Origin of the sequence: Streptomyces nogalater (genome assembly GCF_039532885.1) — a bacterium.
Lineage (GTDB): Bacteria > Actinomycetota > Actinomycetes > Streptomycetales > Streptomycetaceae > Streptomyces > Streptomyces nogalater.
Window position 1 is genome coordinate 1 of sequence record NZ_BAAASM010000075.1, and the last position, 19,416, is coordinate 19,416.

Consider the following 19,416-nt stretch of genomic DNA (forward strand, 5'->3'; position numbering starts at 1 on the left):
GGACGTGGATGATCGGGAACTCGCCGAAGTCCGACATCGTGCCGGCGCTCGCCGCCGGGCTGGGGGCGGTGTACGTGCCGCATCCCGACACCTGGGTGCTGGAACACCACCCGTTCCCCGAGAGCACCGAACGGCTGCTCCAGGTGGACCGCTTCACCGACCTGGTCGAGCACTTCTGATGGCGCCCGCGAGCCTGGTCGCGCTCGGGGACGCCCTCGCGGACCTGGTGGTCCCCGTCCGGCCGGAGGTGTGCGCCCGGTTCGGCGTGGAGCCGGGCGCCGCGGACTTCCTGGAGTTCGACGCGCTGGCGGAGGTCGTGGCCCGGCTGGAGGGAGAGGGCGCGCGGGCCGTGGTGTCGGCGGGCGGCAGCGCCGCCAACACCTGCGTCGCCTTCGTGGCCGACGGCGGCCGGGCGGCGCTCGCCACGGCGTCGATGGACGACGCGCTCGCCCAGGCCGTCCGGGACGACCTGGCCGGCCGCGGGGTGAGGGTGCCGGTCCGCACCCCGGGCCGGGGCCGCACCGGGCGCTGCCTGGTGCTGCTGCTCCCCGACGGCGAGCGGGCCTTCCTCATCTGGCAGGGCGAGCGCCGACGGCTGCGGATGCTGCCGGAGGCGCTGGAGGCGTGCCTGGCCGACGCCGGCTCCTGCCAGGGGATGCTGGTCGAGGGGTATCTGCTGGCCTCCGAGGACGGCTGCGCGGCGGCCCGCGACGCCCTGCGGCGCGCCGTCGCGCTCGGAGCCCGCCGCGTCCTCGCCCTCTCCGACCCCGCACTCGTGCGCACCCGCCGCCGGCGCTTCGCGGAACTGCTGGCCACCGGAGTCGACGTCGTCCTCGGCAACGAGGCCGAGGCCACGGCGCTCACCGGTGCCGGCGACGCCGAGGCGGCGGCCGCGATGCTGGCCGGGCACGGCATGCTCGCTGTCGTCACGCTGGGCGCCCGCGGCGCGCTCGCCCACGGACCGGGCGGCCGGCACCGCGTCGCCGCGCCCGGCTCCCCGGTCACCAGCGCGGTCGGCGCCGGCGACGCCTTCGCCGGCGGCTTCCTGGGCGGGCTGCTGTCGGACCTGAGCCCTCCCGAGTGCCTCGCGCTCGGCGCGGCCAGGGCGCGGGCGGTCCTCACCGTGCGGCAGGCGCGGGCCCCCGTGCCGCCCGAGCCGGCCCGAAGACCCTGAATCACCCGCACGAGATATTCGGCCACGGTTTCCCCGGCGGAAAATCCGGGAGAACGGCGCGACGGTTTTCCCTGCCCCGATTCGGCGTGTCCCGATTCGACCTCCCCCAATTCGACGGGAAACAGGCGGGGTTGGCAGTCCGCTGCCGTTGTGATACTTCTTCAGTCGGGCGGAATATGGTTTCGGAAGAGGGGTCGTTTCTCATGACGGTTACCGTGCGCACCGAAGGTGTCGGCCCGTCCGCCGTCTTCGCGCTGCCCTGGCTGGTCGCCGACGAACTCGGCTATTTCACCGAGGAAAACGTCGCGGTGGAATTCATCCGGAACCGCGCGGAGCAGAAACTGACCGAACCGGTGGCGGACCACGAGCTGGTCGACTCGATCCGCAACCACGTGCCCTTCGAGGAGGGGCAGGTCGACCTGTACCGCGCCTGCGAATGGGGGCAGATCCGGCGCGCCCACGACAGCCGCCGGGGCGCGAGGATCATCGGGAAACGCTCGTCGGTCGCCGTGATGGCGCTCATGGCGGCGCCCGGTTCGGCGTACCTCTACCCGCAGACCCTGGCGAACGCGCCCGTGGCGGTCAGCTTCCACAACGGCAACCACTACGCGGCGATCCAGATGCTGGAGGGCTTCCTGGAGGCCGACGAGATCAAGACGGTGGGCTACCACACCCTCGACGGCTACCGCGCCGTCCAGTCCGGTGAGGCCGCGGCCGTCGCCCTGTCCGAACCGTGGATCGCCCTGGCCGAGAAGCAGGGCTTCCAGAAGGTCATCGAGACCCACTACGCGGGGCTGGAGCTGGTGGCACCGGACTTCGACCGCGCCGTCTACGCGGCCTGCAACCGGGCGGTCAACCGGGCGGTCGCCGCGCTCGGCCAGGACAAGCGCCCCTACCTGCACTACCTGATCGACTCGCTGCCCGAGGTCTTCGCGGGCGAGATCACCCCCGACGACTTCCACCTGCCCCGGCTGCGCTACGTACCCCCGAGGCCGTACACCCGCCTGGAGTTCGAGAAGGCCTACGCCTGGATGCGCCGCTGGGGCCTGATCGAGCCGGGCGCCCGCTACGAGGACCTGGTGATCGAGGACGCCCAGACCGACGCGGTCCACTGAGGAGACGGGGGAAGACGCCATGTCCGAGGCGCTGTCGCAGGAATGGGGCGTGCGCGTCCGCACCGGATGCCGCGTCAGCTTCACACTGATCGACCTGAACGGCGAGACCGGCCGCCGCAACGGCATGGCGTCCATGGCGCTGCGCTCGCCCGGCCTGGAGGCCGTCGTCCTGCCGCACCACGAGAACGCGGTCGAGGCGGACGAGAACGGCTCCGCCCACCGGGAGGCCGTCGGCGCCCTGCTGGACCGGCTGCGGGAGGCGTGGGGCGGCCCGCCGGCGAAGGTGGTGATCCGCAAGGGCCTCCCCCCGCACACGGGCTTCGGCTCCGGTACCACCACGGCCGTCGCCGTGGGCCGCGCCTACGCCCGGTTCGCCGGTCTCTCGGTCGACACCGCGGAGATAGCCCGGACCGCCGGCCGGGCCGGCACCTCGGGGGCCAGCCCCAACCTCATAGAAAGAGGCGGCTTCCTGGTCGACGGCGGCCATCTCAACCCCGACGACTTCGCCGAGGACCCCAAGCGCTACCTGGTCCCGACCCGGTTCGCGGGCGGCGGGAAACGGCCCCCCGTGCTGATCTCGGCGCCGTTCCCGACCTGGCCGGTCCTGGTGATCATCCCCGACGGCCACCAGATGCACGGCGAGACGGAACGGCAGTTCTTCGCCCGGACGCTGCCCATCCCGGCCGAGGAGGCCCGCCGCACCGCCCACGCGGTCCTGATGAACCTGGCCACCTCGGTCCTCGAAGCCGACTACCCGGCCTTCTGCCGCGCGGTGAACTTCCTGACCTACGAGAGCCACTTCAAGCGGGAGCAGATCGGCATGCAGTCCGCCCAGGTGAAATACCTGCTGGAGGAGGCGCGGCGGGGGCAGGGCATCGACGCCGTCGCGATGAGCTCCGAGGGACCGATGTGCTACGCCTTCACCCGGCGTCCCCGGGCCGCCGTCCGCTGGCTGTCCGAGCTGCGGGACGCGGGCGTCGTCCGCGAGTTCTGGTTCAGCGGCGCCCGCAACGTCCCCGCCGACGTCGACTGGATCCCGGTGCTCGACGACGACGACCGGACCACCGTCGCCTGACCCCGCCGGGACCGAGCACGCGAGGAGGCAGCAGTGCCGAAGAGGTACTCGACCAAGGATCTCGACGTCCGGCGGGCACCGGCCGACGGGCGCACCGGAGTGGGCAGTTTCCGGTTCACCGACGACTACTCGGTCTTCCACTACGGCAAGATGCCCGACTCCGTCCCGGGCAAGGGCGAGGCCTGCTGCCGCATCGCGGCGTTCAACTTCGGCCTGCTGGCCGAGGCGGGCGTGCCCAGCCACTTCCGTGCCTTCCACCCGCCCGACCGGCTGGAGTTCGACCTGCTGAGGGTCGTCGACCCGCGGGAGCGGGCGCTCGGGCCGGCGGACGTCAACCACCTCGTCCCGCTCCAGGTCATCTTCCGCACCATGCTCCCCGAGGGCTCCTCGGTGCTGCGCCGCCTGAGGCTGGGCCGGCTGGAACCGGCCGACATCGGCCTCGCGCGGCCCCCCGTCCCCGGCACCGTACTGGACCGCCCGGTCATCGAGTACACCACCAAGCTGGAGGAGATCGACCGCTTCGTGGGCCGGGAGGAGGCCGCGGCGATCGGCGGGCTGGACGCGAGGCAGCAGGCCGAACTGGAGGACCGCACCCGGCTGGTGGCCGAGGTGGTGGCCGGACACGCCCGCCGCGTCGGGCTGGTGCTCGCGGACGGCAAGGTCGAGTACGGCCGGGACGCGCGGGGCCGGCTGATCCTGGTCGACCACGCGGGCACCCCCGACGAGGCCCGGCTGCTGCTGGACGGCGCCCACGCCGACAAGCAGGTGCTGCGCGACCACTACGCGGCCAGCGGACTCCAGTCCCGCGTGGAGGAGTGGGTCCGGGAGGGCCGCCCCCGCTCGACGTGGCCCGCCCCCGACCCCCTCCCGCGCGAAGTGGTGGACCTGGTGGGCGAGATGTACCGGTCGCTGTGCGAGCTGTGGACCGGCACCCGGGTGTGGGGCGCCGAGGACCTGGACCGGGTACTGGCCCGGCTGGCGGCCCTCGCGCCCACCGCCCCCCGTACCGAGCGCGGGACGGGTGCGGCATGGACCTGATCATCGCGGACTGTCAGGCGGGCGGCGCCCGCGACGACGCCCCCGCACCGCCGCGGGGCCGCCCGCCCGGAGGTGGCCCGTGCCCGTCGGGTGCACCGCGGCCGGCGCGATGACCGTGGAGCGCGAGCGGCTCGCGGACCGCACCGCGCCGGACGCGCGGCCCGGCACCACCAGGGCCTCCGGCACCGGACACCCCGGCCGCTCCCCCGGCCGCGGCAGGGGCCTCGCCGGACCTCCGCCGCGGAGAACCGCGCGCGGCCCGAAGACCCGGCCGGCCGGGCACGGCGAGCGCCGCGTGCCGCTGCCGCACGACCCCGGCCGGCCCGCCCGCCCGGCAGCGAGAACGCCGGCCACCGCACCCAGCGAGGAGGGGCGAGCGTGAACGAGCGGGAGAGCAGCGGGCGTTGGCTCATCACGGCCGACCGGGTCTGGGACGGGACCGCCGGCACACCCCTCCGGCACGGCTTCGTCCTCCTCGACGGCGACCGCATCGCCGCCGTCGGCCGCCAGGCGGACCTCGGTACCGGCGACACCACGGCCGGCCCCCGGCTGGACCTGCCCGGGGCCACCCTCATGCCGGGACTCGTCGACGCCCATGTGCACCTGACCTTCAGCGGCTCGGACGTGCCCGTCCGCGACTACCGGCGGGAGGCCCGTACCGGCGCCGCCGCCCTCGCCGTACGCGCCGTGGTCAACCTGCGGGCCGCCGTGGAGGCCGGCGTGACCACCGTCCGCGACCTGGGCACCCTGAACGAGGTCGCCTTCCCGCTGCGCGCCGCGGTGGCCGACGGCCGGATCCCCGGGCCCCGGGTGCTGACCAGCGGCCGGCCGATCACCGTCACCGGCGGCCACTGCCACTGGTTCAGCCACGAGTGCGACTCGCCCACCGACATCCGGGTGGCCGTCCGGACCCAGGTACGCGACGGCGCGGACTGGATCAAACTCATGGTCAGCGGCGGCAACCTGACACCCCGGACCAACCCGGTGCGGCCCCAGTTCAGCGAGGAGGAGGTCCGGGCCTGCGTCGACGAGAGCGACCGGCTGGGCCGCCCGGTCGCCACCCACGCCTACGACCCGCTCAGCATCCGCCGGGCCGCCGCCGCGGGCGCGCGCACCATCGAGCACTGCCTCTTCGAGACGGCCGACGGCATCGCGTACGACCCGGCCACCGCCGACCTGATGGCCGCCCGCTCCATCGCCTTCGTCCCCACGATCAGCGGCGCCCTGCACCGGATGCGGGACGGCACCGGGCTGATCGCCCCCCGGTTCCGGGACCGGCACCAGCGTGTCCGCGAGGTCTTCCGGCTGCTGCTCGCCGCCGGAGTGCCCATGGTCGCGGGCTCGGACGCGGGCGTCCCGCACCGCGCCTTCGACGGCTTCCCGGCGGACCTGGCCGCCCTGGTGGGGGAGGACGGCATCGGACTGACCCGGCACCAGGCGCTGGTCGCCGCCACCTCCGGCGCCGCGGCCGGGCTCGGCATCGAGGACGCGGGGGTGCTGACGCCCGGACACCGCGCCGACCTGCTCGCGGTGGACGGCGACCCGCTGCGCGACATCGGGGCCCTGCTGCGCCCGCGGCTGGTCGTCGCCGCCGGACGCCGGGTGCGCGGGCCGGAGACAGGGGCCGGCTGACACACACGGCGGCACCGCACGCAGCCGGCCTCGGGACGAGCCTGACGGGAGCACGCATGAAATTCGGCATCTTCTTCGAACTGTCGGTACCGCAGCCGTTGGGCCACGCCGACGAGATACAGGCCTACCAGGACGCCCTGGAACAGAGCAGGCTGGCCGACGAACTGGGGTTCACCACGGCCTGGGCGGTCGAACACCACTTCCTCCAGGAGTACTCGCACTGCTCGGCCCCCGAGGTCTTCCTCACCGCCGTCGCCATGTCGACATCGCGGCTGCGCGTCGGCCACGGGGGCGTGGTGTGCGTGCCCCAGATCAACCACCCCGTGCGCGTCGCCGAACGGGCCGCCGCCCTCGACATCCTCTCCGGCGGCCGGTTGGAGGTGGGCACCGCGCGTGCCTCGACCATCACGGAACTCGGCGGCTTCATGGCGGACCCGGACAGCACCAAGATGTCCTGGGACGAGTACATCGACGTACTGCCCCGCATGTGGACCGAGGAACGCGTCCGCTACGACGGCACCACCTTCACCCTGCCCGAGCGCCCCGTGGTGCCCAAGCCGGTGCAGGACCCCCATCCGCCGCTGTGGGTGACGGTGACCTCGCCCGGCACCGAGCGCGACGCGGCCGACCGGGGCATCGGCTGCCTGGGAGTCGCCGCGGCGGGCTTCAAGGAACAGGAACGGCGCACCGGCGAGTACCGCAAGCGCATCCAGCAGTGCGACCCGGCCGGACGCGCGGTCAACGACCAGGTGGCCACCATGAACTACCTCTTCTGCCACGAGGACGACGCCACCGCGAGCCGGATCGGCGGCACCATGTTCAACGCCTTCGGCATGCTCAACAGCCAGCTGCTGTGGGCGCGGGAGGTCTATCCCACCCCGGCGTACCGCTCGCTCGGCAACCTCGCGCCGGGCGGCGTCGACCTGGTCCGCGACGACGACCCGGCGGCCCGGCGCCCCGTTCCCGAGGGCGTCGCCATCGGCGACCCGGACCGCATCGTCAAGGCCATCAAGATCTGGGAGAGCATGGGCGTGGACGCGATCAACTTCCTGCTGAACACGGCGAACCTGGTACCACAGGACCAAGTGCTGGCCAGCATGCGGCTGTTCGCCGCCGAGGTCATGCCGCACTTCGCGACGGGCGGCAACTGATGCTCAGCGGGACCGCCGACCCCGAGGCGATGGCGGCGTCCGCCCCCTACGTCGCCGCCCCCGCCACCGAACCGCTGGTCTGCCACGGCGCGGAACTCCTCCAGATCGTCTACCAGATAGACGGCCACGCCCGGCAGGAGGTCCTGCCCCCGGCCCTGCACCCGGTGAACCCCCCGGTGATCATCGTGTCCGTGCTGCGGGCCGCCGAGAGCGACGCCGGACCGTTCACCCTGGCCGAGACCCGCGTCGTGTGCCGCAGCGGCGCGCGCGGCAGGGGTTTCCACGTGTCGGATTTCATCGACGGCGAGGAGGCCGCCCGGCTGCTCGCCCGGCGCTGGGGCTACCGGGCCCGCCCGGCCGCCGTAGCGCTGCGCCTGCGCTACCACGGCGCCGCCGCCGAGGTCCGCGCCGACGGCCGCCTGCTGCTCGACGCCCGCCTGCTCGACCCCGTCCCGCTGGCCCCCGCCGACCTCCGGTTCACCGACTCCATGCACCTGGCCCGCACCCCGCGCGGCAGCCGGCTCATCCAGGTCGAACGCGCCTACGACGTCACGGCCGCCCAGCGCGGCCGGCCGGTGCTGGCCGCCTTCGAGGCCGCCGGCTGGGGCGAGCCCCGGCTGCGCCCCTCGCACCCGATATCGGCCGTCTCGCTCACCGGTGACGTGGTGTTCCGGCCGGTCCGGTACCTCTGCCGCGCCGACGTGAGCGCCTCGGAAGGGACGGAACGCCTTGACCACGCCTAGCTTCGAGGACGCGCCGGACGGCGGGAGCGCCCACCTCACCGGCCACGAGCACGCCGCGCCGATGCGGCCCCGCCCCACCGGCCCGCTCAGGGGCGTCCGGGTGGTCGACCTCACCCGCGCCGTGTCGGGCCCGTTCTGCACGATGATCCTGGGCGACCTCGGCGCCGACGTCGTCAAGGTCGAACCGCCCGCCGGGGACCTGCCCCGGTTCGCCGGCCCGTTCACCAGGGACGACACCGGCCGGCACTACGGGGGGCTGTTCGCCAGCATCAACCGCAACAAGCTGGGCATCGTCCTGGACCTGGGCGTGCCCGCCGACCGGGAGCGGCTGCTGCGGCTCGTGGACACCGCGGACGTGCTGGTGGAGAACTACCGGTCGGGCGTGATGGAGCGCTGGGGACTGGAGTACGAGGCGCTGCACGCCCGCAACCCCCGGCTGGTGTACGCGGCGATCCGCGGCTTCGGCGACCCGCGCACCGGCGCCAGCCCCTACGTGGACTGGCCCGCCTACGACATCGTCGCGCAGGCCATGGGCGGTCTGGTCAGCATGACCGGTCCGGCCGGGCACGAGGGCGTCCGCGCCGGCCCGACCATCGGCGACCTGTACCCGGCCACGCTCGCGGCCATCGGCATCCTCTCCGCGCTGCACCACGCGCGTGCCACGGGGGAGGGCCAGATGGTCGACGTGGCCATGGTCGACTCGATCGTGTCCCTGTGCGAGACCGCCGTCTACCGCTACTCCTACACCGGCGTGGTCAGCGCCCCCACCGGCAACAGCCACCCGCAACTGGTGCCGTTCGACATCTTCCCCACCAAGGACGGCCAGTGCGCCATCGCCGCCCCGACGGACAACCACTGGAAGGTGCTGTGCGAGACGATCGGACGCCCCGACCTCGTCGCCGACGAGCGGACCCGCACCAACGGTGACCGGGTCGCCAACGCCGTGCTCGTGCACCACGCGATCGCCGGCTGGACGCTGGAGCGGACCACCGCCGAGATCGCCGTGGAACTAGGCGGCCGGGTCCCGCTGGGACCGGTGAACGACGCCGCCGACCTGTTCACCGACCCCCACGTCCGGGCCCGGGAGATGCTCGTCGCCGTGGAGCAGCCGGGCGACGCCCGCCCGGTGGTGTTCCCCAACTGCCCGATCCGCTTCACCGCGACCCCGTCGGGTGTGTACCGGCGGCCGCCGCTGCTCGGTGAGCACACCGAAGAGGTCCTGGCGCGACTCGACGCCGACGGCGCGGACCCGGCACAGCGGTAGACGACGGTCAAGGGGGCTCAGGGGCGGCGGCCGGCGAGGGCGAGCAGCCGGGTCTGCGGATCCGCGCCCGGTTCCACCGGCACCTCGGCGAAGCCCCACTGGGCGAACATCCGCGGGCGGCTGTCGAAGAGTTCCAGACAGGCGTCGACCAGACCGGCCGGCAGCCGGGGATCGGGCTCCCGCGCGCGGCCGATGTCCCAGCCGTGGATCAGCACGTCCACGAACCGCTGCCTGGCGTACACCCGGCCCGGCCGCTCGCCGTAGGACAGCGGCCACAGCCGGTCCATGGCGTCCTCGGCCGCGAACGCTCCGGTTGCGGCCGCGACGGAGGCCGCGTGCGCGGCGGCCGGGTCGTCACCCAGCAGATCGCCGTCGAGTTCCGTGCCGACGTCCTCGATCGTCCGGCCCTCGCCCAGCGCGCGCACCCACAGGTTCCCGGCCACGAGATGGTTCACGACCTGCCGTACGTTCCACCGCTCGCACGGGGTCGGCGCCTCCCACCCGTCGGCCCCGACGGCGGCGACGAACCGGTCCGTCGAGAGGAGGGCTTGCGCGTGCAGGGCCCGGATGTCCATGGCAGAAGACCACCGTTCTCGATGTCGTCGGTACAGGGGCTGGGCTGGGCGGGGCGGGGCTCAGGGCCGGGGCCGCCCCGGCCGGGACTCCGCGAGGCGGGCGAGGAACCGGTGGACCGACCGGTCGTAGGCCGCCGTACGGACGAACGCCTTCACGGCCAGCCGGCGCCGGAACCCGGGGTCGGTGGCGCCGACCCGGCCGCCGGCGGCGGTCAGGGCGTCGAGGACGGCGCCGTAGTCCGCGGGATCCACCACCGCAAGCACGTCGGCGTGGTTCTTGGCGGCGGCCCGCACCATGGCCGGACCGCCCACGTCGATGGAGTCCAGCACGCCCTCGGAGGTGTCGTCCGGCGGCAGGTCACGGAAGTTGCACACCAGGACGTCGATACGGGGGACCCCGTGCCGCCGGACGTCCGCCTCGTCGGCCGGATGCCCCCGGCGGTACAGCAGCCCGCCGAAGACGGACGGATGGAACGCCCGGACCCGGCCGCCCATCAGCTCGGGCACCCCGGACAGATCGCCGACGACCGTGGCGTCCAGCCCGGACTCCCGCAGCAGTGCGGCGGTGCCCGAGGTGGCCACCAGACGCAGGCCCAGACGGCTCAGGCCGGCCCCCAGCTCCGTGATGCCCGTCTTGTCCGTCACTGACAGTACCGCGTACATCCGGGCCCCTCCGGCCGGTCAGCCCGCGAGCAGTGGCTCCACGCGGGACAGCGTCTCCTGGATGTTCTCCTCGGTGATCACACGGTGTGCCTCCCGCGGCGTCAGCCAGCGCAGCGGCGCATGCGGATTCTCCGGGCGGACCGCCTCGGGGCTGCGGGTGGCCAGCACGAAGCGGATGTCGGCGTGCTCGTGCGCCTCCTCCCGGGCGTTGGCCGGCACCGGCACGATCACCAGGTGCCGGACCTCGGCGTCCGGCCAGGGCACGAGATCGGTCAGGCCCGTCTCCTCCCGCCCCTCGCGCAGGGCGATGGCGAGCGGGTCGGACTCGTCCGGGTCGGCGTGCCCGCCGACCAGCAGCCAGGAGGCGTGACGCTGGTGCCAGCGCAGCAGGACCCGGCCGCTCTCCTGGTGCACGATCAGGGCGGACCCGGTGACGTGCAGCGGACTGGACCGCCGCCACGGGTCGCCCGAGGCGACGAGGGCGCGCACCCGCTCCACGTCCGCGCGTTCGGCGGTGCTCTTCGGCTCGTAGCGGGCAAGGAGATCGAGGACTGCGTGATGGGCTGTGACCATGCGCGGCATCCTAGTGACGGGGCGTGAGCCGGGCCGCGCGCTCGCGCGGGACCGATCACCTTCGGCCATCCGGGACTCCGGCGCCGGACCCGGCGGGGGAGCGCTCCGCGGGCAGCCCCAGGAGGCGTTCGGCGATGATGTCCCGCAGGACCTCACCGGTGCCGTCGCCGATCGTGTCGCCCCGGCCCGACAGGAACAGCCGCTGCCAACGGCCCGCCGGGTCGTCCTCCTCCCCGGGGCCCGGGCCGAGCAGACCGGCCGCGCCGGTGACCGCGAGGGCGATCTCGCCGAACCGGCGCCGGTACTCGGCCCGCATCAGCCCCACCACGGCCGCCCCGGCACCCGGCGCCCCGGCCGCCGGCGGGTCGGCCACCGCCCGGCGCAGCAGCGCCAGCCGCGTGTACGCCTCCGCCAACTGGCCTCTGACCAGGGGATCCCGCGTTCGCCCGGCCTTCTGCGCCTGCCTGACGAGGTCCTGGAACGCGGCCTCCAGACCGGTGAGCGCCGCCGCCGCGCGACCGGCCCGCTGGTGCGCCAGGGCGGTCATGACCACCGGCCAGCCGCCGCCCGGCCCGCCGACGACATCGCGCAGCGCGGCGCGGGCGCCGTCGAACACCACCTCGCACAGGTCCGCCGACCCGTCCGCCGACCGGACCGGACGCACCCGGGTGCCGTTGCCCTCGGCCAGCCGCACCACCACGCACGACAGGCCCCGGTGACGGCCCGCGGCCGGACCTGTCCGGCACAGCACCAGCGCCCGGCCGGCCCGTCGCGCACCGTGGACCCACGTCTTGCGGCCGCTGATCACGATCTCGTCGCCGGCCACCGTGCCCCGGGTCTCGACGGAGGCCGGGTCGGATCCGTGGGACGGCTCCGAGTACGCCTGGCAGTACGTGTCCCGGCCGGTCCTGATCCCGGGCAGCAGCCGGGCGCGCTGCTCCTCGGTGCCGTGTGCCAGCAGGACCGGCCCCACGACCAGTTCACCGGCTCCCCGGCCGATCCTCGGCACCCCGGCGCGCGCGCACTCCTCCTCCAGCACCAGCACCTCGGGCACCCCGAGCCCGGCCCCGCCGTACCGCCGCGGCCAGGCGGGACACACCAGCCCCGCGTCGAGCAGCCTGCGCTCCCACTCCGCGTACGCCGCCGCGCGGGGCCCCGGGGCCTCGCCAAGGCCGCCGTACGCGGCCCGCGCCGCCCCCGGATCCTCCCCGGGGCCGCCGTCGTGTGCCGCCGGGGGGCCGTCCGCCGTGAGGCCGGGCGGGACGTTGGCCGATATCCAGGCCCGCACCCGGCGGCGGAACGGCTCGGTGCCAGGCGGGTGCGCGAACGCGGGCGTGCCCGGGGCTGCTTCCAACGTCTCCTCCGGTCCGTCGGTGCTCAGACTCCGATCCGCCGAGCCAGCAGCTCGCGGTGGTGGGCGGCGTCCCCGAAGAGCAGTTCGCTGCTCTTGGCCCGCCGGAAGTACAGATGGGCGGGGTGCTCCCAGGTGAAGCCGATGCCCCCGTGGATCTGGATGTTCTCCGCGGCGGCGTGGAAGTACGCCTCGGAGCAGCAGGACTTGGCCAGGCTCGCCAGGACGGGCACCTCGTCGTCGCCCTCGGCCACCGCCCAGCCTGCGTGGTAGGCCGCCGCCCGCGCCGACTCCACCTCCAGCAGCATGTCGGCGCACTTGTGCTTGATGGCCTGGAAGCTGCCGATGGGCCGCCCGAACTGCACCCTGACCTTGGCGTAGGAGACGGCCATCTCCAGCACCCGCTGTGCTCCGCCGGCCTGTTCGGCCGCCAGCGCCACGGCCGCCAGGTCCAGCATCCGGGCCACGGCGGGCCAGCCCTCGCCGTCGGCGCCGACCGGGCGGGCCCGCACCCGGTCGAAGGAGAGCCGGGCGAGCTTGCGGGTCGGGTCCAGGGTGGCGACCGGGGTGGCGGTGAGACCTACGGCGCCCTTCTCCACGGCGAACAGCGACACGCCCGCCCTCGACCTGGCCGCCACCAGCACCAGATCGGCGACATGACCGTCCAGGACGTAGTGCTTCTCCCCCGACAGCCGCCACGCCCCGTCCGGCGTGCCGGTGGCCTCCAGGGTGATGCCGCTCTCCCCCCAGTCCCCCCGCCGTTCGGCGAGCGCGACGGTGGCGATGGTGCGGCCGCTCGCGATGCCGGGCAGATAGTCCGCCCCGGCCGACTCGTCCCGCGAGGCGAGCAGCAGATTGGCCGCCAGCGCCACGGTCGCGAAGTACGGCGCGCACAGCAGTGCCCGGCCCATCTCGTCGAGTACGACGCTCAATTCGGCATACGAGTAACCGGCCCCGCCGTATTCCCCCGGAATGATCAGCGCCATCAGTTCCAGTTGTTCCGCCATCTGCCGCCACACGGCCCGGTCGAAGCCGTCCGTCCGCTCCATCAGACGCCGGACCTCGGTTTCGGGTGATTTATCGGCGAGAAAACGGCGTACCGTTTCGCGCAACCGCTCGTGATCGTCATGGAACGGGTGGGTCACGGCAACCACTCCCGCCGTCCGCGGCAATTCGTGCCAGCAACGTAATGGATGGCCGCAACGGGCGGAAGTACGCGGCGGCATCAGGCCGGTTGTCGCTGCCCGGCGTACCCGCCGACGGTGCCGATCCGGCCAAGGGCGAACAGGCCCCGATCGCCGAAAGACGACTCCTTGACGGGTGGACCGGCCTCGGTAGACTGTTTTGCCCTGTGCGAGGCCATCGGCGTGTTCCACAAAACGCTCGTCTGGAGTGCCAGTGGGTGTTCCTCCCATGAAGCTCAGCGGCCGTATCCCTTCGATAAGCACCGGAAATGCGGAAGCGGACATGCGGTCCGCGGCCGGGGAAATCACCACCCAGCTCACCGACTGGGGTTTCATGGCCGTCGAGGTACCGGGTATCGGGGCCCGCGTCGAAGCGCTGACACGCGGTTTCTCCGAAGCCTGCGACTCGGCCGCACCCCGCCTGTCCGACTACGCCTACCAGCGGGTGCCCCAGATCTCCAGCGGCGGCACCCACGGGTTCTTCCCCTACCTGTCGGAGGTGCCGCGCCTGGCGGCCGGCGTGGCCGACCCGAAGGAGTTCATCCATGTGAGCGGCGCCATGATCGCCGACCGGCCGCCGGGCGCCGCACAAGTCCTGCGCGCCTTCCCCCGGTTCGGGAAGGCGGCCGCCGGCGTCTTCGACACCGCCTTCACCCTGGTCCGGCTGTTCGCCGAGGTGATCCACGGCATGCTGCCCCCGAACGCGCCCCCGCTGCGGCTGTCGCGCGACGCGGCCAACCTGCGGGTCATCCGCTACCGGGACACCGGCGGGCGCGAGGTCCTCGCCCACGAGCACTCGGGCATCCAACTGCTCGGCCTGCAACTGCCGCCCAGCGACCAGGGGTTGCAGTACGTCCTGCACGACGGCACCTGGGTCGAACCGGTGATCGCGCACACGGACGTCGTGCTGTGCAACATCGGCAGGATGCTCGCCCAGGCCTCCGACGGCCGCTTCCGTCCCTCCACCCACCGGGTGCACCGCCCGGACACCCAGGCGGGCTACGAACGGCTGTCGGCCGTCCTGTTCGCCTACCCGCCGCACGACGCCCGCCAGTGGCGGATCACCACGGACGGACACCTGACCGTCCTGGACGCCACCTGGGCCGACTTCATCGCCGACAGGTTCTCGGGCCTGGGGAGCACCCCCTCCTGACCGCCCGCACAGCGCCCGGCACCGCCCCGGCGTCCCCCGAACAGACCCGCGAGCGGGAGGCAACGACATGAGCACCGGCCCTCTCGGCCCCTACGACACCGAGCAGTTGACGCGGCTGGCGGAGACGAAGCCGCCCGACATCACCGGCCGCAGCAAGCACCTGTGGCTGCTGCCCGACGACCTCTGCCTGGTCCGGCTCATCCCCAGCCTGCGCAGCTTCACCTACGCGCGGGACGAGATCGTGGCCGAGACCGGCCCGTTGCGCCTGGACTTCTACGAACGCGCCGCCGCCCGGCTCACCGAGGCCGGCGTGCGCTGCGCCTTCCGCGGCCGGGTCGCCGAGACCCTGTACCTGGCGGAGTACCGGCCCGCCCCGCCGTTCGAGGTCATCGTCAAGAACGTGGCGACCGGCTCCACCACCCGCAAATACCCCGGGCTGTTCCCGGACGGACAGCCCCTGCCGCGCCCGGTCGTGAAGTTCGACTACCGGGTGGATCCGGAGGACCAGCCCATCGGCGAGGACTATCTGCGGGCGCTGGGCCTGCCGGTCGGGACCATGCGGGAACAGGCGCTCGTCGTCAACGACGTGCTGCGCGACTGGCTCGCGCCGCTCCAGGTCTGGGACTTCTGCCTCGTCTTCGGCACCGGCGCGGACGGTGAACTGTGCCTGATCTCGGAGGTCTCCCAGGACTGCATGCGGCTGCGGCACGCGGACGGCTCGCCCCTCGACAAGGACCTGTTCCGCGACGGGGTACCGGGCGCCGAGATCGTGCACCAGTGGAAGCGGGCCTTCGATGCCCTCTGAGGCGGAGCGCCCCGTGGCGCTGGTGACCGGCACCAACCGGGGCACCGGCAGGGCCATCGCCGCCGCCCTGCACCGGCGCGGCTACCGGATCCGGTCGCTGAACCGCACCCTCTCGGGCGAGGACTGGCTCGGCGAACTGCGCTGCGACCTGACCGACCCGGGGCGGATCGCCGAGTGCGTCGCCGAGGCGGTCGCCGGGACCGGGCGGCTGGACGTGTGCGTCGCCAACGCCGTCGACCGGGCCTTCGGGCCGCTGGCCGACCTGCCGGCCCGGGACTGGGACCGGCTGGTCGCGATCAATCTGACGTCGGTGTTCCACCTGATCCGGCACACCCTGCCGGCCCTGCGCACGAGCGCGGGCCTGTTCGTCGCGATGGGCAGCCACGCGGCGACCCGCTTCTTCGAGGGCGGGGCCGCCTACAGCGCGACCAAGGCGGCTTTGAAGGCGCTGGTGGAGACGCTGCTGCTGGAGGAGCGCGGGAACGGAGTCCGCGCCTGCCTGATCTCCCCGGGCGCCATCGCCAACCTCGACGGGGACGAAGCGCCGTACAAGATGAGCACCGGGTCGGTCGGCGACTGCGTCGCGGCCGTGATCGACGGCTGGCCGCGTGACGTGGTCGTCGGGGAACTGGAGATCCGCCCGGCCGGCCTCCCCGCACCCCCGGTGACCGGTATCGACCGGCTGCTGCACGTCTGAGTCCGAAGCGGCCGTCCCTCCCGCACCCGGCCGCCCGCCCCGCACCCGGCCGCCCGCCCCGCACCCGGCCGTCGGCGCGGACGAGGACGGCGGCGCACTGTTCAACGGAACGCACGCCCGCAGACCGCTTACCACGCTCGGGGTGAAGACATGGTTTCTCTCGCGCTCCCCACCGGTTCCCTGGAAGCGCCGACGCTCGAACTTCTCGCCGCCGCGGACCTGCCCGTGAGCAGACACGCGCCACGCGCCTACCGCGGGACCGCCGGCCACCCGGCCGTCGACCGGGTGGTCTTCCACAAGCCGCGGGAGATCCCCGTGATCGTGGCGGGCGGCACCTGCGACATCGGGCTCACCGGCGCCGACTGGGTCGCCGAGACGGGCGCGAAGGTCGAGGTGGTGGACACCCTCGACTACTCCAAGTCGACCCGCTCCGGGTGGCGGGTGGTGCTGGCCGTGCCCGAGGACCACCCGGCGCGGACGGTGGCCGACCTGGCGGACGGGGTGCGGGTGGCGACGGAGTACCCGGCCATGGCCCGGGAGTACTTCCGGCGCTCGGGCGTACGGGCCACGGTCCTGCACTCGCACGGGAGCACCGAGGCCAAGATCCCCGACCTCGCCGACGCCGTCGTGGAGGTCGTCGAGACCGGCTCCTCGCTGCGGCAGAACGACCTCCGGGTGCTCGACACGGTCAGACGGTGCGGGGTGAACCTCGTCGCCAACCCCTCCGCCTGGGCCGACCGGACCACCCGGGCGACGATCCGTACCCTCTCCACCCTGCTGCGCGCCGCGTACGCCGGCCCCCTGCACCGGCTGCTGACCATCGTCCTGCCCACGGACCGCTGGGCGCACGCCGAACCCCTGCTGCCGGCGCGCTGGTGGCGCCTGGACACCGGCGCAGCCCCGGGTCTGGTGGTCCTCCAGGGGGTCTGCGCCGCCCCCGAGGCCGCCGGGGTGATGACCTCCCTGGTGGAGCGGGCCGGCGCGATCGAGATCGTGGAGACCCCGATCCGCAGACTGGTCCGCGACGACCTTGCGGGAGCGCCACCGCGCCGGGACGCCACCCATTGACCGCTCCCACGGCTGTCGATAGCCTCACCGGGCATCATTCGAACGTTCAAGCGAAACTTTCGCTCGCCCAGGCGCGGGTCACCCCGGAGAGGAATCGATGTGCCGAGCGCGCCCGAGAGCGGCATCAGCCTCAGCGACCCCGTGATCCCGGGATTCCACCCCGATCCGAGCGTCTGCCGGGCCGGGGAGGACTACTACCTCGCCTGCTCCAGCTTCGAGTACTTTCCCGGCATCCCCGTCTTCCACAGCCGCGACCTGGTGCACTGGACCCAGATCGGCAACGCCCTGGACCGGCCGGAGCAGCTGCGGCTGCCGCCCGGCAGCCCCTCGTCCGGTGGCCTGTACGCCCCCACCCTGCGCTATCACGACGGCCGCTTCTGGCTGATCGTCACGAACGTCAGCGGCGACGGCAACCTCCTGTTCACCGCCACCGACCCGGCCGGCCCCTGGTCCGATCCGGTCCGGCTGCCCGGGGTGCGGGGCATCGACCCGGACCTCGCCTGGGACGACGACGGCACCTGCTGGTGCACCGTGGCGGGAGTCAGCCAGGTCCGCATCGACCCGCACACCGGGGAGACCCTCGGTGAGCCGCGGCGCGTGTGGTCCGGGACTCCCGGCGCCAAGGCCCCGGAGGCCCCGCACCTGTACCGCATCGGCGAGTACTGGTATCTGCTCATCGCCGAGGGCGGCACCGAGCGGTGCCACGCCGTCTCGGTCGCCCGTGGCCGCACCCCCGACGGTCCGTTCGAGCCCTGCCCGGCCAATCCCGTCCTGACCCATCGCGGCACCGACCACCCCGTGCAGAACACCGGCCACGGTGACCTGGTCCAGGGACCCGACGGCTCGTGGTGGATGGTGTTCCTCGGGGTCAGGCCGCGCGGCGGGTCACCCGGCTGGCACGTGCTGGGCCGGGAGACGTTCCTGGCCCCGGTGACCTGGGTCGACGGCTGGCCGGTCGTCGGCGAGGTGCCCTCCGCCCCCCTCCAGCCCCCGTGGCCGCTTGGCCGTCCCGCCCCGGCGTCGGTCCGGGACGACTTCGACGGCGGCGGCCTCGCCCCGGGCTGGATCTCGCCGCGCTCGCGGCGCGAGGAGGACTGCACCACGAAGGAACGCGCCGGCTGGCTGAGCCTGCGCGCCCGCGGGGCCTCGCTGGACGACACCGACGTCACCTTCGTCGGCCGCCGCCAGCAGCACCTGTCCTGCCGCGCGCGGACCCTCGTCGACCCGGCGGAGGGGAGCGGCGGCCTGGCCGTCCGCCTGGACGAGCGGCACCACTACGGGATCGAGGCCACGGCGGGCGAGGTGCGGGTGATCGCCCGGATCGGCCCGCTGCGGTCGGTGGTGGCCTCCCGCCCGTCGACCGGCGGCCCGGTGGTGCTCGGCGTGGAGACGACCCCCGCGCAGGGGGGCACCGACCCGCGCGAGGGACCGGACACCGTCGCACTCGGCGTGTGGGAGGCGGACGGCACGTTCACCGAACTCGCCAGGCTCGACGGCCGGTACCTGTCCACGGAGGTCGCCGGCGGCTTCACCGGCCGCGTGATCGGCCTGTACGCCGCGACGGGAGCCGCGCGCTTCGACTGGTTCGACTACGAGCCGTACGGGGACTGAACCGAGGCGCCCGGAACACCGGGAATACCGGCGGACCGGCACGGGTTGGGGCCGAGTGGTTGATGAATCAACTACCGATCGCGTACCGCAGAGGTGAGGACCCGTGAGCGACACCTTCCAGGACTACTCGGCGATGGGCGGGGTCGCGCCGGACCGCTGGGCGAGTGCCCTGCACCTGTTCGACAACGGCCCCGGCGTCCCGCACGAGGAGACCACGGCCGAGCGCTGGGAGCGCGCCCGGCTGCTGTTCGACGCCAAGGACTACGCCGGGGCGGCCAAGCTGCTCCCCGCCGTGGTCGAGGAGGCCCCCGAGCAGACCGCGCCCCGGCTGCTGCTGGCCCGCGCCTACTACCACTCGGCCCAGCTGCGGCGGGCCGAGGAGCAGCTGCGGCTGATCATCGACCGGGACCCGGTGGAGCACTACGCCCATCTGATGCTGGGCCGCACCCTGGAGCGGCAGGGCCGCCACGAGGAGGCCACGCCCTGGCTGCGCATGGCCGCGGCCTTCGCCGGCGAGACCCCCGCCGACGACTGACGAGCACCG

General features: G+C 73.8%; 20 protein-coding genes. 15 read left to right on the forward strand and 5 right to left on the reverse strand.

Going from position 1 to position 19,416, the window contains the following annotated elements; translation table 11 throughout:
* Positions 1 to 178 precede the first annotated feature (178 nt).
* From ABD350_RS36060 to ABD350_RS36100, 9 genes are all read left to right on the forward strand, one after another.
* The gene (locus tag ABD350_RS36060) at positions 179 to 1,174 is read left to right on the forward strand and encodes a PfkB family carbohydrate kinase (protein ID WP_344353370.1); all 996 of its coding nucleotides are present in this window, start codon (positions 179 to 181) and stop codon (positions 1,172 to 1,174) included.
* A 203-nt stretch (positions 1,175 to 1,377) separates the two neighbouring features.
* Positions 1,378 to 2,289 carry an ABC transporter substrate-binding protein gene (locus ABD350_RS36065; protein WP_344353372.1) on the forward strand — a complete coding sequence of 304 codons (912 nt, stop codon included), beginning with the start codon at positions 1,378 to 1,380 and terminating at the stop codon, positions 2,287 to 2,289.
* A gap of 19 nt (positions 2,290 to 2,308) precedes the next feature.
* Positions 2,309 to 3,364, forward strand: coding sequence for a beta-ribofuranosylaminobenzene 5'-phosphate synthase family protein (locus ABD350_RS36070; RefSeq protein ID WP_344353374.1), 1,056 nt, complete (start codon positions 2,309 to 2,311; stop codon positions 3,362 to 3,364).
* 33 nt (positions 3,365 to 3,397) lie between these two features.
* Entirely contained in the window at positions 3,398 to 4,402 is a 1,005-nt protein-coding gene (locus ABD350_RS36075) for a phosphoribosylaminoimidazolesuccinocarboxamide synthase (RefSeq protein WP_344353375.1), read from the forward strand.
* A gap of 79 nt (positions 4,403 to 4,481) precedes the next feature.
* The gene (locus ABD350_RS36080) at positions 4,482 to 4,784 is read left to right on the forward strand and encodes a hypothetical protein (RefSeq protein WP_344353376.1); all 303 of its coding nucleotides are present in this window, start codon (positions 4,482 to 4,484) and stop codon (positions 4,782 to 4,784) included.
* The gene (locus ABD350_RS36085; protein ID WP_344353377.1) at positions 4,781 to 6,034 is read left to right on the forward strand and encodes an amidohydrolase family protein; all 1,254 of its coding nucleotides are present in this window, start codon (positions 4,781 to 4,783) and stop codon (positions 6,032 to 6,034) included. Before ABD350_RS36080 ends, ABD350_RS36085 begins: the two co-directional genes overlap by 4 nt.
* A gap of 56 nt (positions 6,035 to 6,090) precedes the next feature.
* On the forward strand, positions 6,091 to 7,185 hold the full coding sequence (locus ABD350_RS36090; protein WP_344353378.1) for an LLM class flavin-dependent oxidoreductase: 1,095 nt from the start codon (positions 6,091 to 6,093) through the stop codon (positions 7,183 to 7,185).
* Positions 7,185 to 7,928: an acetoacetate decarboxylase family protein gene (locus tag ABD350_RS36095; RefSeq protein WP_344353379.1), complete on the forward strand. Its 744-nt coding sequence runs from the start codon at positions 7,185 to 7,187 to the stop codon at positions 7,926 to 7,928. Before ABD350_RS36090 ends, ABD350_RS36095 begins: the two co-directional genes overlap by 1 nt.
* Complete coding sequence (locus ABD350_RS36100) at positions 7,915 to 9,192, forward strand: CaiB/BaiF CoA transferase family protein (RefSeq protein WP_344353380.1); 1,278 nt, start codon at positions 7,915 to 7,917, stop codon at positions 9,190 to 9,192. Before ABD350_RS36095 ends, ABD350_RS36100 begins: the two co-directional genes overlap by 14 nt.
* Before the next feature lie 17 nt (positions 9,193 to 9,209).
* Here ABD350_RS36100 and ABD350_RS36105 read toward each other — a convergent pair whose 3' ends face one another.
* From ABD350_RS36105 to ABD350_RS36125, 5 genes are read right to left on the reverse strand one after another with little or no spacing between them, the layout of a single operon-like run.
* Positions 9,210 to 9,767: a TIGR03086 family metal-binding protein gene (locus ABD350_RS36105; protein WP_344353381.1), complete on the reverse strand. Its 558-nt coding sequence runs from the start codon at positions 9,765 to 9,767 to the stop codon at positions 9,210 to 9,212.
* Positions 9,768 to 9,827: 60 nt separating this feature from the next.
* On the reverse strand, positions 9,828 to 10,412 hold the full coding sequence (locus ABD350_RS36110; protein ID WP_344353383.1) for a hypothetical protein: 585 nt from the start codon (positions 10,410 to 10,412) through the stop codon (positions 9,828 to 9,830).
* 36 nt (positions 10,413 to 10,448) lie between these two features.
* A complete protein-coding gene (locus ABD350_RS36115) occupies positions 10,449 to 11,003 on the reverse strand; it encodes an NUDIX hydrolase (RefSeq protein ID WP_344353385.1) in 555 nt (184 codons plus the stop codon).
* 55 nt (positions 11,004 to 11,058) lie between these two features.
* Positions 11,059 to 12,357, reverse strand: a complete 1,299-nt coding sequence (locus ABD350_RS36120) for an acyl-CoA dehydrogenase family protein (protein WP_344353387.1) — start codon at positions 12,355 to 12,357, stop codon at positions 11,059 to 11,061.
* A gap of 23 nt (positions 12,358 to 12,380) precedes the next feature.
* Positions 12,381 to 13,499 (reverse strand): acyl-CoA dehydrogenase family protein, encoded by a 1,119-nt coding sequence (locus ABD350_RS36125; RefSeq protein WP_382466662.1) that lies wholly within the window; start codon positions 13,497 to 13,499, stop codon positions 12,381 to 12,383.
* A 322-nt stretch (positions 13,500 to 13,821) separates the two neighbouring features.
* Here ABD350_RS36125 and ABD350_RS36130 point away from each other — a divergent pair, with 322 nt between their 5' ends.
* The 6 genes from ABD350_RS36130 (at position 13,822) to ABD350_RS36155 (ending at position 19,407) form a co-directional block, all read left to right on the forward strand.
* Positions 13,822 to 14,691 (forward strand): isopenicillin N synthase family oxygenase, encoded by an 870-nt coding sequence (locus tag ABD350_RS36130; protein WP_344353390.1) that lies wholly within the window; start codon positions 13,822 to 13,824, stop codon positions 14,689 to 14,691.
* A 67-nt stretch (positions 14,692 to 14,758) separates the two neighbouring features.
* A complete protein-coding gene (locus tag ABD350_RS36135; RefSeq protein WP_344353392.1) occupies positions 14,759 to 15,496 on the forward strand; it encodes a phosphoribosylaminoimidazolesuccinocarboxamide synthase in 738 nt (245 codons plus the stop codon).
* Positions 15,486 to 16,193, forward strand: coding sequence for an SDR family oxidoreductase (locus tag ABD350_RS36140; protein WP_344353393.1), 708 nt, complete (start codon positions 15,486 to 15,488; stop codon positions 16,191 to 16,193). Before ABD350_RS36135 ends, ABD350_RS36140 begins: the two co-directional genes overlap by 11 nt.
* A 150-nt stretch (positions 16,194 to 16,343) precedes the next feature.
* Positions 16,344 to 17,261, forward strand: a complete 918-nt coding sequence (gene hisG / locus ABD350_RS36145; RefSeq protein WP_344353394.1) for an ATP phosphoribosyltransferase — start codon at positions 16,344 to 16,346, stop codon at positions 17,259 to 17,261.
* Between the two features lie 93 nt (positions 17,262 to 17,354).
* Positions 17,355 to 18,872 (forward strand): glycoside hydrolase family 43 protein, encoded by a 1,518-nt coding sequence (locus ABD350_RS36150; protein ID WP_382466675.1) that lies wholly within the window; start codon positions 17,355 to 17,357, stop codon positions 18,870 to 18,872.
* A gap of 133 nt (positions 18,873 to 19,005) precedes the next feature.
* Positions 19,006 to 19,407, forward strand: a complete 402-nt coding sequence (locus tag ABD350_RS36155) for a tetratricopeptide repeat protein (RefSeq protein ID WP_382466676.1) — start codon at positions 19,006 to 19,008, stop codon at positions 19,405 to 19,407.
* Positions 19,408 to 19,416: the final 9 nt, after the last annotated feature.